This is a genomic window from Tsukamurella hominis (assembly GCF_965137015.1).
GTDB lineage: Bacteria > Actinomycetota > Actinomycetes > Mycobacteriales > Mycobacteriaceae > Tsukamurella > Tsukamurella hominis.
Genome location: NZ_CBCRZG010000028.1, coordinates 18,413 through 31,224, shown reverse-complemented (window position 1 = coordinate 31,224; position 12,812 = coordinate 18,413). Strand labels below are relative to the sequence as shown.

At 67.5% G+C, this 12,812-nt stretch carries 23 protein-coding genes and 1 pseudogene; 12 read left to right on the top strand and 12 right to left on the bottom strand.

Going from position 1 to position 12,812, the window contains the following annotated elements; translation table 11 throughout:
• Positions 1 to 365: 365 nt before the first annotated feature.
• From ACM9LD_RS22775 to ACM9LD_RS22765, 3 genes are read left to right on the top strand one after another with little or no spacing between them, the layout of a single operon-like run.
• Positions 366 to 707, top strand: a complete 342-nt coding sequence (locus tag ACM9LD_RS22775; RefSeq protein WP_415678798.1) for a hypothetical protein — start codon at positions 366 to 368, stop codon at positions 705 to 707.
• Positions 704 to 1,063 carry a hypothetical protein gene (locus ACM9LD_RS22770; protein ID WP_415678797.1) on the top strand — a complete coding sequence of 120 codons (360 nt, stop codon included), beginning with the start codon at positions 704 to 706 and terminating at the stop codon, positions 1,061 to 1,063. The genes ACM9LD_RS22775 and ACM9LD_RS22770 overlap by 4 nt, the downstream gene beginning before the upstream one ends.
• Positions 1,060 to 1,452 carry a hypothetical protein gene (locus tag ACM9LD_RS22765; protein ID WP_415678796.1) on the top strand — a complete coding sequence of 131 codons (393 nt, stop codon included), beginning with the start codon at positions 1,060 to 1,062 and terminating at the stop codon, positions 1,450 to 1,452. Before ACM9LD_RS22770 ends, ACM9LD_RS22765 begins: the two co-directional genes overlap by 4 nt.
• Here ACM9LD_RS22765 and ACM9LD_RS22760 read toward each other — a convergent pair.
• Entirely contained in the window at positions 1,436 to 1,732 is a 297-nt protein-coding gene (locus ACM9LD_RS22760; protein WP_415678795.1) for a hypothetical protein, read from the bottom strand. The two genes, ACM9LD_RS22765 and ACM9LD_RS22760, sit on opposite strands and share 17 nt — an antisense overlap.
• A gap of 256 nt (positions 1,733 to 1,988) precedes the next feature.
• Here ACM9LD_RS22760 and ACM9LD_RS22755 point away from each other — a divergent pair, with 256 nt between their 5' ends.
• Positions 1,989 to 2,543 carry a hypothetical protein gene (locus ACM9LD_RS22755; RefSeq protein WP_415678794.1) on the top strand — a complete coding sequence of 185 codons (555 nt, stop codon included), beginning with the start codon at positions 1,989 to 1,991 and terminating at the stop codon, positions 2,541 to 2,543.
• On the opposite strand, the gene ACM9LD_RS22750 is transcribed toward ACM9LD_RS22755, so the two are convergent.
• The 3 genes from ACM9LD_RS22750 to ACM9LD_RS22740 are packed head-to-tail and all read right to left on the bottom strand — an operon-like array spanning position 2,525 to position 3,783.
• Positions 2,525 to 3,241 carry a Fic/DOC family protein gene (locus tag ACM9LD_RS22750; protein WP_415678793.1) on the bottom strand — a complete coding sequence of 239 codons (717 nt, stop codon included), beginning with the start codon at positions 3,239 to 3,241 and terminating at the stop codon, positions 2,525 to 2,527. The two genes, ACM9LD_RS22755 and ACM9LD_RS22750, sit on opposite strands and share 19 nt — an antisense overlap.
• On the bottom strand, positions 3,238 to 3,474 hold the full coding sequence (locus ACM9LD_RS22745) for a hypothetical protein (RefSeq protein WP_415678792.1): 237 nt from the start codon (positions 3,472 to 3,474) through the stop codon (positions 3,238 to 3,240). The genes ACM9LD_RS22750 and ACM9LD_RS22745 overlap by 4 nt, the downstream gene beginning before the upstream one ends.
• Before the next feature lie 60 nt (positions 3,475 to 3,534).
• Complete coding sequence (locus tag ACM9LD_RS22740) at positions 3,535 to 3,783, bottom strand: glutaredoxin domain-containing protein (RefSeq protein ID WP_415678791.1); 249 nt, start codon at positions 3,781 to 3,783, stop codon at positions 3,535 to 3,537.
• An 89-nt stretch (positions 3,784 to 3,872) separates the two neighbouring features.
• Here ACM9LD_RS22740 and ACM9LD_RS22735 point away from each other — a divergent pair, with 89 nt between their 5' ends.
• Positions 3,873 to 4,478, top strand: coding sequence for a hypothetical protein (locus tag ACM9LD_RS22735; RefSeq protein WP_415678790.1), 606 nt, complete (start codon positions 3,873 to 3,875; stop codon positions 4,476 to 4,478).
• Positions 4,479 to 4,723: 245 nt separating this feature from the next.
• Here the strand turns inward: ACM9LD_RS22735 and ACM9LD_RS22730 are convergent, their stop codons facing one another.
• On the bottom strand, positions 4,724 to 4,897 hold the full coding sequence (locus ACM9LD_RS22730; protein WP_415678789.1) for a hypothetical protein: 174 nt from the start codon (positions 4,895 to 4,897) through the stop codon (positions 4,724 to 4,726).
• A gap of 15 nt (positions 4,898 to 4,912) precedes the next feature.
• Between ACM9LD_RS22730 and ACM9LD_RS22725 the strand changes: the two genes are divergently transcribed.
• The 5 genes from ACM9LD_RS22725 to ACM9LD_RS22705 are packed head-to-tail and all read left to right on the top strand — an operon-like array spanning position 4,913 to position 8,037.
• Positions 4,913 to 6,130, top strand: a complete 1,218-nt coding sequence (locus ACM9LD_RS22725; protein WP_415678788.1) for a DUF1173 family protein — start codon at positions 4,913 to 4,915, stop codon at positions 6,128 to 6,130.
• A gap of 5 nt (positions 6,131 to 6,135) precedes the next feature.
• Positions 6,136 to 6,615 (top strand): hypothetical protein, encoded by a 480-nt coding sequence (locus ACM9LD_RS22720; RefSeq protein ID WP_415678787.1) that lies wholly within the window; start codon positions 6,136 to 6,138, stop codon positions 6,613 to 6,615.
• 40 nt (positions 6,616 to 6,655) lie between these two features.
• Entirely contained in the window at positions 6,656 to 6,871 is a 216-nt protein-coding gene (locus tag ACM9LD_RS22715; RefSeq protein ID WP_415678786.1) for a hypothetical protein, read from the top strand.
• 24 nt (positions 6,872 to 6,895) lie between these two features.
• Complete coding sequence (locus ACM9LD_RS22710; RefSeq protein WP_415678785.1) at positions 6,896 to 7,264, top strand: DUF732 domain-containing protein; 369 nt, start codon at positions 6,896 to 6,898, stop codon at positions 7,262 to 7,264.
• Between the two features lie 59 nt (positions 7,265 to 7,323).
• Positions 7,324 to 8,037 carry a hypothetical protein gene (locus tag ACM9LD_RS22705; RefSeq protein ID WP_415678784.1) on the top strand — a complete coding sequence of 238 codons (714 nt, stop codon included), beginning with the start codon at positions 7,324 to 7,326 and terminating at the stop codon, positions 8,035 to 8,037.
• Positions 8,038 to 8,085: 48 nt separating this feature from the next.
• Here the strand turns inward: ACM9LD_RS22705 and ACM9LD_RS22700 are convergent, their stop codons facing one another.
• Positions 8,086 to 8,244, bottom strand: coding sequence for a hypothetical protein (locus ACM9LD_RS22700; RefSeq protein ID WP_415678783.1), 159 nt, complete (start codon positions 8,242 to 8,244; stop codon positions 8,086 to 8,088).
• Positions 8,245 to 8,804: 560 nt separating this feature from the next.
• Between ACM9LD_RS22700 and ACM9LD_RS22695 the strand changes: the two genes are divergently transcribed.
• On the top strand, positions 8,805 to 8,933 hold the full coding sequence (locus ACM9LD_RS22695) for a DUF5710 domain-containing protein (protein WP_415678782.1): 129 nt from the start codon (positions 8,805 to 8,807) through the stop codon (positions 8,931 to 8,933).
• 222 nt (positions 8,934 to 9,155) lie between these two features.
• Here the strand turns inward: ACM9LD_RS22695 and ACM9LD_RS22690 are convergent.
• The 5 genes and pseudogenes from ACM9LD_RS22690 to ACM9LD_RS22670 form a co-directional block, all read right to left on the bottom strand.
• A pseudogene (locus tag ACM9LD_RS22690) lies at positions 9,156 to 9,717 on the bottom strand (Mu transposase domain-containing protein); the annotation flags it as partial.
• A gap of 41 nt (positions 9,718 to 9,758) precedes the next feature.
• Positions 9,759 to 10,346: a DUF6036 family nucleotidyltransferase gene (locus tag ACM9LD_RS22685; RefSeq protein WP_415678781.1), complete on the bottom strand. Its 588-nt coding sequence runs from the start codon at positions 10,344 to 10,346 to the stop codon at positions 9,759 to 9,761.
• Positions 10,343 to 10,687 (bottom strand): hypothetical protein, encoded by a 345-nt coding sequence (locus tag ACM9LD_RS22680; RefSeq protein ID WP_415678780.1) that lies wholly within the window; start codon positions 10,685 to 10,687, stop codon positions 10,343 to 10,345. The genes ACM9LD_RS22685 and ACM9LD_RS22680 overlap by 4 nt, the downstream gene beginning before the upstream one ends.
• A 127-nt stretch (positions 10,688 to 10,814) precedes the next feature.
• Positions 10,815 to 10,994, bottom strand: a complete 180-nt coding sequence (locus ACM9LD_RS22675; RefSeq protein ID WP_415678779.1) for a hypothetical protein — start codon at positions 10,992 to 10,994, stop codon at positions 10,815 to 10,817.
• Positions 10,995 to 11,134: 140 nt separating this feature from the next.
• Positions 11,135 to 11,608, bottom strand: a complete 474-nt coding sequence (locus tag ACM9LD_RS22670; RefSeq protein ID WP_415678778.1) for a hypothetical protein — start codon at positions 11,606 to 11,608, stop codon at positions 11,135 to 11,137.
• Here ACM9LD_RS22670 and ACM9LD_RS22665 point away from each other — a divergent pair.
• Positions 11,607 to 12,128, top strand: a complete 522-nt coding sequence (locus tag ACM9LD_RS22665; RefSeq protein ID WP_415678777.1) for a hypothetical protein — start codon at positions 11,607 to 11,609, stop codon at positions 12,126 to 12,128. The two genes, ACM9LD_RS22670 and ACM9LD_RS22665, sit on opposite strands and share 2 nt — an antisense overlap.
• A gap of 374 nt (positions 12,129 to 12,502) precedes the next feature.
• Here the strand turns inward: ACM9LD_RS22665 and ACM9LD_RS22660 are convergent, their stop codons facing one another.
• The gene (locus ACM9LD_RS22660) at positions 12,503 to 12,730 is read right to left on the bottom strand and encodes a hypothetical protein (protein WP_415678776.1); all 228 of its coding nucleotides are present in this window, start codon (positions 12,728 to 12,730) and stop codon (positions 12,503 to 12,505) included.
• Between the last annotated feature and the right edge of the window lie 82 nt (positions 12,731 to 12,812).

Sequence of the window (12,812 nt, the reverse complement as noted above, 5' to 3'; positions counted from 1 at the left end):
GAGCGCAGCGACAGCTCATTCTTGCACATTGTGCCAATGTGCCAGGTATCTTCTTGGGCTTTCCAAAGGAAAGCTAACTACTTGCGGGGACTGCACTGAAATCGGAGAGGTCGTGCCAATTGGTGAGGAAGTTGCTGAGCTGGGGAATCTCTCGATGTGCATGAAGAGGTGCTCTGAACTCAAGAGCTCTGGAGGAGGGGAGTGATCGGAGGAAAGCGCGCGGCAGCGCGCGACGACGCGGCACCGTCGACCAGGACGAGCGCGAGCGCGCGGCAGCGCGCGACGACGCGGCACCGTCGACCAGGACGAGCGCGAGCGCGCGGCAGTTGGTCGCGCGGGCGGCGTGCCGGCGCTACGAATAGTTCATGAGCGAGGACACGATGAACGCACAGGAGTCGGGCGCAGTTGCGCTGTTCGAGAATCAGATCGAGGCGCAGCGTCGCGAGATCGCGGAGCTGTCGCGGCTGGACACCCACCGGCGAGAGATCCGGTCGGAGATCGAGCGGCTGGAAGCGGGTCTCGCGGCGGCGGACAAGGAGTACACGGCGCGATGGAACGGGGCGGAGTTCTTCACGCCAGCGGCGCTGGAGAAGTTCGGCTTGTCGGCGCCGGCGGCGCCGAGGTCCACAGCGAGGCGGGGCTCGTCGAGGAGGGGGGCACCGAGGGCAGTGCCGCAGGGGAGCCCACGCGCGGCGGGCGCGTCGTGACGGCGCCGCTGTTGTACGCGGAGCTCGCGGACCGGCTCGTGACATCGCTGCCGATCGAAGACGAGGCGTATCGCCACCGCGCGAGCATGTGGTTGGCGGGCCGAGTGACGGGAGTAGCTGCGATCCTCCAGGTTCGGGCGGCCGCGCTCGGACCGGTCCCGGAGGTTCTTTTCGAGGAGCCGGATGTGCCGCCGGAGCTCCCGCCGGAGCAGCCGGCACTGTGTGTGCCGTGGCCGGCATCCGTGGCAGAGCAGTGGCGGCAGGTCGCCGCGCAGTTGGACCGCTCGGGCGATGCCAAGCTCATCGCGTGCGGTGACCTCCTTGTGAACTGCGCGGCGAGCATCGGGGGAACGTGATGCGGGCGGAGGATGCGGGCGGTCGCGACGCGGCGGCGCAGCTCCGGATCCTCGAGCGTGTCGTTGGATGCTGCGACGGCGCCGCGGGCCGACGTCCGTGGACGCAGTCGTTGGAGTACGCGACGGTGGTCGAGGACCTTGAACTAGACGAATGCCACCAGGCGCTGCTTGCTGATCGCACGTCTGACTATCCCGCCTTGTCGGCGGAGCTGGCGAACCTGCTCGGCCGAGAGACCGAGGCGCCCCGGGCGGCAGCGATCCGCCGCGAGTTGGACCGCCGGCAGCGACGGCTTCTGTGGACGGCGCGGCGACAGGGCAGCCCGGCGGAGTTTGATGCCTGGTGGCCGAGCGCGCTGCGCGCTGGCCGGAACGTCACGCCGCGGCAGTGATGCGCGGAGGGCGTCCGCGGTGGCCGAAACGATCGACACGGGCGATGTCTGCGATAGGGACCTCCACGCCGCGCTTGGCGTGCATCCGGCCGGCGTAGATCGCGAACGCGAGGTTGCCATCCTGTGCGAGCTCCAGTCGCAGCGCCTCGCACGCGTCGAGGAACGGGCACGTTGCGCAGAGGTCGATCGCCTGACGCGCGAGGGCAGCGTTCGACGTCTCGAGATCGAACCAGTCGGGGTGCTCGGTGCAGGGTGGGGCGGTGTTCGGATCGAATTTCATGGGGCGGTTCCTCCTCCTCGGTGTACCTCGATTATATGTCTCGAATAAATGCGTAGCAAGGGAGATGTTCGCGCGGTCATGAAGTTTCGTGCCAAACTCCGCCCCGTCCCGCTCGGTCGGTATGGGCTCCGCGTCGCAGCCTCCCCTCGTTTCCGCATCGCGGTCGCGTGGTCACCTCGGCCGAGCGGGACACTTCTGTCTCGTGCCGTGGTGGTCGCACCGCGGCACGCGCGGCCCTAGGGTCGAGAGCATCGACATGCAGACGAACAGCACGGAGGGCGCAGCGATGGAGCAGCCGGAAGCGACCGACGCGGGAAGCCCCGTCGACGCGGTGAGCGCGATGGCCGCCGCATCGATCGGTGTCGGCGTCGTCGACGTCGCGCACGTGCTCGACGCGTGCGACGAGGTGGTCCGCGAGTGCTTCACCGAAGAGCCGCCGGAGGACCTGTCGCTGACGAGCATCGCGGACGAGGGAACGCTGCAGACGATGTTCGCATCGGGTGTGCTGGGGGCTTGTGTAATCGAGCGGCTCGGCCGCGCGGTGGCGGATGAAGCGGCGCGCGCTGGCTTCGGCATCGAGGCCGTGCGCGCGGTTGTCTCGGAGTCTCCGGAGAGGTTCGTCGCGCTGCCCGCAGATGTGGAGTGCACCCCGGTGCCGGCGCGCGCGGTGATCGTGGCCGCGGCGGCCGGCGAGCCCATCGACCGGGAGGGTCTTGCTGAACTCGCCCCCGCGGACAGATCAGGTGCGGCGCTTGCGGCGCTGATCTATGCCGCGGTGCTGGGGTCGATCGACTACAGCTCGGCGCCGTAGCCAGCGGACGCGGAGCTGCCGCGATCGAGACTGCGGTACCGCTGTCGGGTCCTGGTGTGGGTGGCGGCGCGGAAGACGTCGAGCAGTGGCGTGGGATCGGGAGCGAGGTGGTCGACGTCGGGCCGCGACTGGTGCGACGCGTCGTTCCACGCCTCCTTGGAGGCGGCGGCGGTGCGCAGGTTCAGTTGGTAGTGCGGGGCGACGTCTCGGATGACGGACTCGATGAACATCCGGGTCGAGCGTCCATTGCCTTCACGGAACGGGTGGGCCTGGTTGACGTTGGCGAACAGGTCTGCCGCGGCGAGCGCGAAGGTGTCGCGATCGGCCGATCTGAGGCCGTTGTCGTGCTGTCGAAGGTCGTACTCGATGCCGGCGAAGTAGTACCGCTGGATGTTGCCGTAGTGGGCGAACGGCTTCCCGCCTTTGGCGATGTTGAACTCGCGGACCTCGCCCGCCCACGCGTACACATCCTGGAAGAGGTGCCGATGGATGGCCTGCAGTTGGGCGAGGTCGTGCGAGCGTGGGATGAGCCCCGGGTTCGTCCGCAGTTCGACGGCCCGGACGTTCGCGGCGTGGCGTTCGCGGGCGTGGAGCTCGTCAGCGTCGCGGAGGCCGTACTTGTTCTGGAGGACGGTCGTGCCCGGGTAGAACAGCGCGTGGAACCGGGCGAGCTCGGCGGCTCGCTCGGCATCGCTCAACGCCGGCCGCTCACGCCAGCCGCGGCCGGGCGGGCACCGTCGAGGGCCTGCGAGGCGCTGATCTCGCCGGCGACTTGCTGGCCGAGCACCTCGAGCTCGCGGCGCGAGGGCGCGGCGTTCTCCAGCCAGCTCGAGTAGCAGACGTCGAGCAGGATCTCAGCCTGACGCGGCTCGAGGCGGTCGAAGACATCGCGGTACTGCGCGCGCCACTGCTCGAACGTCTGCTCAGCCATGATGATCACCCCTCGTTGTAGAGCTTCATTTTACCATGAAACTGAACGTGGCGGGGGTGTCTATACCTCTGCAGCGGTGGGCATTTGAGCGAGTTTGTCGATTCGTTCCGGCCTAAATCCGGTCCACAGAATCTCACCGTCGACTTCGACGAGCGGCACAGTCGAATAGCCCTGTTCGGAAAGGTGATTGCGGGCGGTCTCATCGGTCGATAGATCGACGTGGCGGAATTCGATTCCCGCCTTTTCGAGGGCGCGCTGTGTCGCGAAACATTGGCCGCACTCGGGATTGGAATAGACGGTTACTCGCATCGCAGCTCTCCTGTTCCTGTCGGTGGGCCGGTGTTTACTGGCCCACGAGCGGGCGCGGCGGTCACCGCGCCGGAAGGGTAGGCCCGAAGGTGAGCTCCGCACATCCAACTGAGCGGGACGCCGGCGACGGCGACGCCCTTCCGCTGCCGGGACTGGCGTTCTTGGTGCCGACGGAGCGGGCGTCGCCGAGGCCGGCGCGCAGGTGGTGGCGCGAGGCGCCACCGGCGGACGCGGTTGCTGCGTTCCGGTCGCGGATCGTCGAGATCCCGACGGGCTGCATGGTGTGGGTCGGCGCGATCAGCACACCTGACGGGTACGGCCGGATCCGCGTGCGCACGGGCCCGGCGCGGTCCGAGGTCGCGACGGTGTCGGCGCACCGCTTCGCGCTATGGCTGGCTGCTGGGCACCTCGAGGCGGAAGGTGTGGCCGAGCACGACTGCAACGAGCCGCTGTGCGTGCGGGTGGCCGACGAGCACGTGCACGCGTCGACGCAGTCGGCGAACATGCTCCACGCGATCGACTCCGGGCGGCACCGGGGAAGCGACCTGGTCGTGGATTCGGCGCGCCGCGCTGAGCGGTCGTTCCGCGTACGAGAGCTGGTCCGGTCCGGCTGTTGGTCGGCGGCCGAGTACGCCGCGGCGCGCAGCGCCGGGACCGACGAGAGCGGGGCCCTGGACGAGTTGCTGCTGTGGTAGTTGGTCGCGCGAAAGCGGCCTTCGTGCCGATACTCCGACTCGAATAGATCCGATGTGGGAGGGACGAAGATGACCGATCAGCGACGAGTCCGAGTGGCGCGAAGGGCGGCGGCGGTGCTGGCCGCGGCCGCGATCACGGCGGCGGCGACGCCGTTGGCGACTGCCGCACCGCGGGAGGCGTGCGGGAGCGGGAGCCGCGGGGTGTGCGCGACGACGCAGCCCGCACGCCCGAACGTGGACTGTTATCAGTCGATGCCGGCCGACCCGAGCCGGCCGCCGTCGCCGAAGGTGACCGTCCCGAAGACGGTTCCGCCGGGGCCCGCCGGCTCCGGGCTCACGATCACCAAGCCCGGACCGGGGGCGGCGGGCTGGGCGCCGAACGGCGCGAAGCCCTCGCGGTCGAGCAAGCCGACGGGCACAGCGAGGGACGGCGCATGTCATCGGTGATGCGCCGGCGGGGGATTCTCGTCGAGGGCGTCTGGCTCGACGACACCTCGAGCGACGACCGCGTCCAGGAGCTGCTCGCCGCGGCGCATAGCGCTCGGCGGCGACCGATGTGCGGGTGCGGCGCGCGACCGGAGCTGTACGTGGCGAAGGTGGGCGATCGGTTCGTGGTGAAGCGGATGCCCGGTTCGGGTGGCGATCACGAGCCGGGATGCGAGTCGTGGTCACCGTCGGAGTCGCTGACCGGGATCGGTCGCGTCCTGGACGCGGTGCGGATCCGCGAGGATGGCTTGGCCGACGTGCGGCTGGACTTCTCGCTGTCGAAGCGGCCCGGGAAGGGGCGTCCGCCGGCGGCGAGCACGAGCGAGTCGAAGGTGGTCCGTGCCGACGGGGCGAAGATGACCCTGCACGGGCTGCTCTGCTGGCTGTGGGATGAGGCGGGCATGACCTCCTGGAGCCCGGGAATGGTCGGGAAGCGGTCGTGGAGGGTAGTGAGCTGGTACGTGCGAGGGGCGGCGACCGACAAGCAGGTGCGCGGTGGGTCGCTAGCTGCCCGGGTGTGGCTGCCGGAACCGTTCCACGCGGATCACAAGCGTGAGATCGCGGCACGGCGGGAGGAGGCGTGGCGTCTCGCGCGGGAGGTGCCGGCGCGGACGACGCAGTTGATGGTGCTGGTCGGTGAGGTCAAGAAGATCGACGTCGGCCGGTTCGGCGGGCACCTGCTGACGGTGCGCCACGCGCCGGATGCGCCAATCGTGCTCGACGAGGACCTGCACCGTCGGATGCAGTCTCGGTTCGCCGACGAGCTCGAGCTGTGGAACGCGGATCCGACGGTCCGCCTGGTGGTGGCCGCGACCTTCTCGGTGGGCCGCACGGGCACCGCGCGGGCGCATGAGCTGACGCTGATAACGATGACGGAGCAGTGGCTCCCGTTCGCCAGCGTCCAGGACCGCGCGGTGCTGGACGCTGCAGTCGCGGAGGGGCGCCGGTTCGCTGTCGGCCAGAAGTACGGGATCTCCGGCGCTGCCGAGGTGCCGATCGTGGTGCTGACGGACACGGAGGGCGATCCCGTGCCGGTGTACGTGGGAGCGGCCCCGGAAGACGATCCGATCGGGATCCCGGACAACGGATGGCGATGGAGTGGCGACGGGCCGCTGACGCTGCCGGCGGCGCATCACGCCGCCGCGACCGTGCAGCAGGAGGTGTAGACGTCATGACGAGCACGACGCTTCCGCCGGAGATCCTCGAGCGCCTGGCGCACCTCGCATCGATCGGGGAGGAGCCGCACGTCCCGGAGCTGTTGCCGACACGTGACGGGCTCGTCGACCAGGACGCGGTGTACTGCTTCATGTCGCCGACGATGATGTACCCCGTCGAGGGGGCGCGGGATCGGTACCTGATCGCGATGTACGGCGCGGACTGCGTGTGGACGTTGGTCGCGGTGGACAACCTGGCGCACGAGGACCACTGCGAGGATCCCGGCTGCGTCGAGGTGCGCGAGCGGCTCGGTGCGCAGTACGCGCGGATCCCGGCCGGCACCGACGGCGGGTTGTTCACCACCGTCTACGTCGACCCTGGAGTGACCTGGCTGCCCCGTCGGGTGCCGTACCTCGTCCACGTCGACGATGCTGCCGCGTTCTCTGGCGATCTGCTCGCCGGCCTCGAGGTGACGGTGCCCTGGACGTGGTCGTGACGATCGGGAACCGATCGACTCGCTGGTGCGTCCAATTGGTATGGGCGCGAACTACACGAACAGCCGCTACGGTTGCAACGCCGGGCGGAACGTCGTCGATGCTGCACTCGAGGACTACCTGCTGCGGTGGGTCGACCAGCTGGCAGAGGAGGGGCCCGGGCCGTGTCCGGAGCTCGACGCGAAGATCATCGCGGCGGTGCGCGCAGCACCACCGCCTGGAACGGACCATCGGCGGCGTGTGCCGCCGACCGAATAGGGGAGGAATTCGATGAATCTACAGGTGCTGAGGCGGGGTGGCGCCGGCCTGGCGATCGCGGTCGCGGTCATCGGCGCGACGGCCGCGTGCGGGGGCGGTGACGAGACGAAGACGAGTTCGAGCAGCGCCGCGAGTAGCACGGCGGAGGCGTCGGTCAACGTGGATGCGGCGATCGCCGCCCTGCGCGAGAAGGGCTTCACGCAGCCGGACGCGACGCTCGGTGACGCCGTCAAGAGCGTGTGCACGCAGTTCGACAACAAGGCGTCGAACGCGGCCATCGCGCAGAGCCTCGAGAAGGCCTACGGACTCGACCTCGACAAGGCGACGGACATCATCGCGTCCGCGGTGATCGAGGGATGCCCACGGAACCTGACGGCCGCCGGCGGAGGGTAAGCCGCCCGAAGGAGTGGTGGCCTTGCTCGAAAGAAGACTGAGAGACCAAAGGGGGCAGCATGAATGAGGACGAACGGATCGCACCAGTGAGCGACGAGGTGACCACCGCGCACCTGGCGCGCGTCGAGCTGACGGACAGGATCATCGGCCGCCTAGAGGTGTACGCAAACGCCGTGGCGACGTTCGGGCCGCCTGACGCATCCCGGTACCCGTTTGATCTCGCACGCGCGGTCGCAGCCCCCTTCCGCGACGGTGATCGGCTCGTCATGCAGATCACGCGGATCGACGAGACGGTGCCGTGGGGTGAAGCGGGTCCGCTGTCGTCGACCATATCCGGACAGGTGAACCTCGGGAGCGCGACAGCCGATGCGCTGCAGGAGATCATCAAGAGTCACAAGCAGGCGATGACGAACGCGCGGCTGCTGGCGCGACGAGAGCGCGGCGCCGAGGCGAGCCAGGAGCTGGCCACGGACGGGGCGCCTGCGGAGGCGCACCGTCGACGGTTCGCCGAGACCTTGGTGCAGCGGGTGCAGACAGTCCAGGCTCTGGGATGGGACGATCTCCGCTCGGAGTGGAAGCGGATCGAGGTCGTCGGCGTCGCGCTGGTCTTGGGCGACACGGCGACGACGGTGGAGGCGGCCGGGAGCGAAACAGCGGCGCTGGGCGAATGGGCGGTGGAGCTGTGGGGCACCGCGGCCGCAGCGGCGGACGCGGAGGACGGCTACACGCGCACCCAAGAGTGGTTCGCGTCGATTCGAGACACGACGCTCTAACAGCAAGGGGCGCACCAGGTGATCCATCATCTCGGTGCGCCTCGGCGCTCAGCGCCGCCAGCACCCACGGATCGCACGCCAGCGGGGATCGGCAGCGTTGGCGCGTTCGCCGCGGTGCGAGAGCCAGCGGGCGCCGGCGCGGCCGCGGATCTCGATCCAGATCGAGAACGTGTCCGGGTCAATCATCACCGTCGGCCGGATCGTCATACCCAGAGCGTAGCGAGGAAACCTGCTGGTCGAGCGCACCGAAGAGGGTGACGGTCGGCAGCGAATCAGACCAGTCTAGGACTGGCGATAGCATCGCGATATATCGGCGATATGTCATAAGGTAGCTTATCGGCGAATCATATTGGGCAGCAACAGCGTTCAAATTCGCCCCGGCCCGCCCCGGCCCGGCACGCCCCGGGCACGCGAACCTGAGCTCCCCGAGTACCCCACGCCGGGCGCCGCTGGACCCGCAGACCTTCGTCGACCGCGGCCTCGCTGCGCGCCGCGCAGCACAGAGCGCCCTCGCCGACGTCAACGACGTACTCGACGCCGTCGACGCCCGCGCCGGACAGCTCCTCGAGGACCTTCTCCAGCTCCTCGTCGACGCCACCACAGACTGAACGGAACCAAACGCCGAGCTGGTACCTCTAGTCATGTGAACGATGACCTGTACGAGCGCGCGCTACCCCCGTTCGTCTGGGGCCCACCCCAACCTCCCGAGACATCGGGACTAGTTGAAGACCGGGCGATGGACCACCAGATGCCGGATACTAGCCGACATGAACGATCGGCAGTGGCTCGATGTCCCCTTCGAAGAGAAGGACCACGCCAAAGCTGCAGGTGCACGATGGGATCCAGAGCAACGCTGCTGGTACGCCCCCCACGCGCGGCATCACTGCTCTGGCTAGGTGGCTTCCCGAGAACACTGCCGACCGAATGGTTGGTAGGCTTCGGGGCCCTCTCTCCGCGACGCTGAACAGACCGCAGCTCGAGGTGAGCATGGCGGAGGCCACAGCCTTGTCCAAGCCCCGCCTGACCATCAAAGGGTCAGGCGGGGCTTCGGCGCTTTCGCTCGCCCAACGCATGTAGTCCGGTTTGTCAGGGTGGCAGCACGGGAGTGCGTAGCCCCCGGAGACTGCACCCGGCAGGGCGCCGGGTTTGAACTTGAGAACCTCGAGGTAGTGGTCGAGGTCGACCTTCGCGATACCGCGGCCGGCGACGCGCTGGTGCCGCGCGACCAGGCGCGGCCGTCGTAGACCAGCAGCTGCCAGGCCTGCAGCGAGACGCGGACCCGGCGGCCGATCAGATGCGCTGGCACCGAGTAGCGGACCATCCGAACTGTGATCATCGCCGACCGGTCCACCCACGGTGTGAGGACCAGACCAGGGTCGAAATCCTCCACCGGCAGCGGAGCCAGCGCAGCCCGGTCGTGCTGGTAGTCCTGGCCGATGGTGCGCAGTCGTCCGTCGATCCGCCAGGCCCTCGTCGCGGTCCTCCCGGGCCTTGATCTGCTCGTTGAGCTCATCAAGGGACTCCACCTGCGGCATCGGGGTCAGCCGGTTGCGGCGGAACCAGCCGACCTCGCCCTCAACGCCGCCCTTCTCATGCGCCCCGCGCGATACCAGGCTGGCAGTAGAACGGATCGAACCCGTAGTGCGAGTGAAACAACGTCCAGTGCGGGTTCTCCTGCCGGGGCGGCGGTCCCCGCCCTGCAGCACCGCCGGAGGTCAGGTCTAGAAGCCGAGGATCGTCGACGCGGCCCGCTCGACCGCGATCGAGACATCGAACTCATAGTGAGGTGGCCACTCGATCGTGCCGGTGATGCGCTCGTGAATCACGTCGGCCTGCACTACGCCGGCGGTGACGAGAGCTCTGATGAATTCCCAGTCCTTCTCGCGACCGGCGAGTGCCTTCGACACACACAGATCGTGAGGCTCGAGGCAAAAGCCGGACACGCCGTAGGCCTTGCCCGGGATACCGCACTCGAACCGGACGAGACGATCCTGCCAACCTGCAGGGAAGATCACGGTCTCGCGCTGGATCGCTTCGATGTAGAAGCCGTGTTCATAGTCGAAACCGGACTCCTCACCGAGGTAGACGTTGACCTTCGTGAGCTTGTCCGCGATCTCGTCTGGCGTCGCCTCTTGAACGAACTGCGTCCACAGCGTGACGTCCATCTCGCGGGACAGGACAGCTGTCGCGGGCAGCTCGTTGTGAGAGTGCGAGCCGAGGATTGCCTGCGAACCCACGACAACGACGTACGGTTCACCGGTGAGCTGGCACGCCGCAGCGATGCCGAGCCGAAGTTGGTCCTGATTCACGCAGCAGCCGGCAACAGCGGGCGGTGCATCATCGCATCGGTGATGATCTGCTGGCGAATGTCGGACGGGATCAGCGTGCCGAGCGGGGAGAGCGTGCGCAGACCGCCACCGAGCTCGGTGTTGGCCGTCACCTGCTCGGTGAGTAGATCGACGTCGCCGCCGGAGAGCAGGTCCATCCACTGCCGGTAGCACCGGTCGTAGAACTCACCCTGGACGCCGGCGTAGTTGCTCTTAAGCCGGTCGCGCAGTCGCGGATCCGACAGGTGGGAAGGCTCACGGCGGAGAATCTCGACGGCGGTCGTCGCCATCATCATCTGCCGCACATACCGATCGCCCTGCATCCTCCACCTCCTTCCTCCTGGTAGACACCCTCGCGGGTGCCAGCGCACCAACCTGGTGTGACAACTCTGTCCGCCCAGAGTACCGACACCTGAACTAGCAGGTCAACTGGGCAATCGGAGCCTGTGATTAGGCGGGCAGTCGGCCTTCTGCGACGTCGAGAACCCACTGATCGGGGGTCTTGCCCTCGAGTCGGCCAACCTTGACCAGGATCTCAGCGCTGAGACGTCGGGACTCGGGGCTGTCGCCGGTCAGCTCGTAGTCGGCGTTCGCGCGCTGTTCGGCGCTGTCGTTCAGATCGGCAGTCATCGTGCGTCCTCCTCTGGTTCCGATTATCCCAACAACGCCCGGCGCGCACCGCTCGATCTTGTCGAAAGTGTCCGGGGTCGCGACGACGTTGTGCTCTCGGCCCCGCCATCAGGTCAGGTCGCCTTGTCGCCAAACGTATTTCAAGCGCCAGTGTTCAGTGCGATGATCGCCTTGGCGCCTTGGTGATAGATCGCGGCGACCGCAGCGCCCGGACTGCTCGGCAGGAACAGTACGCCGATTGGCGCACACCGCTCGATCTTGTTGAACATGTCCAGGTTCGCGACGATGTTCCGTGCCTGGCCCCGTTCGACCGCATCGACGCGCGGCTCCGCCGGTGCGCTCGTCGTGGCGGAGCATCGGCTCTCGACCGTCACACGCTGGGTCGCGGGCGGCGCGACCTGCGAGACGAACCCGCCGATCGCTTGCTCGTTGCCCTCGATGGTCACTGAGTAGGTCTCGTCCGGCCCTGTCATCGCGACAGACGATCGCGCTGTCGAGACGATCCTGATGTCGGCGTTGTTCGGGATGTTCGCGCCGATGCGTTCCTCGACCTTCTTGATCGTCGCGGTGTCGCTGGCGCCGGCGGACTCGGATCCACTCACCGTCGGGCCCATGCTGCACCCGCTCAACAAAGCCGATGCGGCGCCGACCGCGATCCCGGCTCGGAGGATCGATCCTCTTACGGTGCGGCGCGTGCGGGAGGCGCGATCCCTGCTCATGGTCTCGATTATGCCGACGACGACAGCCTCGGCAGCAGACAAAGTGTGGCGCAAACCTAACAGCCAGGCTGTTAGGTTTGCGCCACATGAGCTAGAAGCTGAGGTCATACCCGTCATCGATGCGGCCGCGATCGGTGCTGCGGTATCGGTGCTGTTGCTGGGCGTCGCGGATCTGCTCGCCACGCTGCCGGGCTCGTTCAGCGCGGTCGCGCTCAGCATGGTGAGCGGCGTGGGCTTGCTCGAGTATGCCGGTGCGGATCTGGCGGGCGCGGCCGGTCCAGTCGGCGGCGTTGCCCGCCTGGTGGGCCGCGGCGATGGCGGCGAGGGTCGTTCGTTGCCGGCTGCTCAGCGATCGCACCGCTGGCGTCGTCGGTGTCGTAGACATAGATGTCGTTGCGGTCGCGGCCGCGGGTGACCGCAACGTAGAGCAGCTCGCGGGCGTATCCACTGCCACAACTGTCCACATGAATCCGGACGGAACGTACAGTTTGACCTATCGCCCCGATATCGCCGACCGTTACGACTACAACGGAAACTTCCCCAATAGTTCCCTTGCAAACGTGGAATCCAATTTCCTCCACTACCAAGGCGAGAACGGACGTGTTCGGCCATTTCTGATAACCGGATCGGGATCACCCAGAGTTATCAGCGGACGCGTACAATAGGGATATGGCTACACCTTCCTCTAAGAGCGCGCGACGAAACAGCATCCGTACGCTCTCTCTGCTTTGCGTCGCACTGGGCGCAGCGTTGTTGAGCGGCTGCGATCTGGAGCCGCAACTCAATAAATCAGAGTCGCCCGGAGATGGCGATACCTCGACAATCAAGATCGTGGATCGCCGGCTCCGACAGCGCGATCGGAGCCTTCGTCGAGCGGGTCAGCAGCGGCTCCAAGCGGGTGTCAGTGCCGAGCCGGTGCACGCGCGGTCCCTCCCCCAGTCCAGTTGCTCCGGAGATGATCTCCGCGGACTTGGACGCAAGGTCGATCGTGTCGAATCTCGATGCGGAGAGCCTCATCGAGCGCTGCTCTCCGATAGACATCCTATTCCTTCCTGATAGCGCCAAGGGGTCGGGTTACTCTTGCCGCATGGTGCCACCC

Excerpts from the sequence above, each read along its gene's own strand:
- ACM9LD_RS22695 (WP_415678782.1), top strand. The coding sequence starts at position 8,805 with ATGAACGATCGGCAGTGGCTCGATGTCCCCTTCGAAGAGAAGGACCAC.
- ACM9LD_RS22700 (WP_415678783.1), bottom strand. The coding sequence starts at position 8,244 with ATGACGATCCGGCCGACGGTGATGATTGACCCGGACACGTTCTCGATC.
- ACM9LD_RS22775 (WP_415678798.1), top strand. The coding sequence starts at position 366 with ATGAGCGAGGACACGATGAACGCACAGGAGTCGGGCGCAGTTGCGCTG.
- ACM9LD_RS22755 (WP_415678794.1), top strand. The coding sequence starts at position 1,989 with ATGCAGACGAACAGCACGGAGGGCGCAGCGATGGAGCAGCCGGAAGCG.
- ACM9LD_RS22715 (WP_415678786.1), top strand. The coding sequence starts at position 6,656 with ATGGGCGCGAACTACACGAACAGCCGCTACGGTTGCAACGCCGGGCGG.
- ACM9LD_RS22680 (WP_415678780.1), bottom strand. The coding sequence starts at position 10,687 with ATGCAGGGCGATCGGTATGTGCGGCAGATGATGATGGCGACGACCGCC.
- ACM9LD_RS22705 (WP_415678784.1), top strand. The coding sequence starts at position 7,324 with ATGAATGAGGACGAACGGATCGCACCAGTGAGCGACGAGGTGACCACC.
- ACM9LD_RS22740 (WP_415678791.1), bottom strand. The coding sequence starts at position 3,783 with ATGCGAGTAACCGTCTATTCCAATCCCGAGTGCGGCCAATGTTTCGCG.
- ACM9LD_RS22720 (WP_415678787.1), top strand. The coding sequence starts at position 6,136 with ATGACGAGCACGACGCTTCCGCCGGAGATCCTCGAGCGCCTGGCGCAC.
- ACM9LD_RS22670 (WP_415678778.1), bottom strand. The coding sequence starts at position 11,608 with ATGGGCCCGACGGTGAGTGGATCCGAGTCCGCCGGCGCCAGCGACACC.
- ACM9LD_RS22725 (WP_415678788.1), top strand. The coding sequence starts at position 4,913 with ATGTCATCGGTGATGCGCCGGCGGGGGATTCTCGTCGAGGGCGTCTGG.
- ACM9LD_RS22760 (WP_415678795.1), bottom strand. The coding sequence starts at position 1,732 with ATGAAATTCGATCCGAACACCGCCCCACCCTGCACCGAGCACCCCGAC.
- ACM9LD_RS22660 (WP_415678776.1), bottom strand. The coding sequence starts at position 12,730 with ATGAGGCTCTCCGCATCGAGATTCGACACGATCGACCTTGCGTCCAAG.
- ACM9LD_RS22675 (WP_415678779.1), bottom strand. The coding sequence starts at position 10,994 with ATGACTGCCGATCTGAACGACAGCGCCGAACAGCGCGCGAACGCCGAC.
- ACM9LD_RS22665 (WP_415678777.1), top strand. The coding sequence starts at position 11,607 with ATGCTGCACCCGCTCAACAAAGCCGATGCGGCGCCGACCGCGATCCCG.
- ACM9LD_RS22745 (WP_415678792.1), bottom strand. The coding sequence starts at position 3,474 with ATGGCTGAGCAGACGTTCGAGCAGTGGCGCGCGCAGTACCGCGATGTC.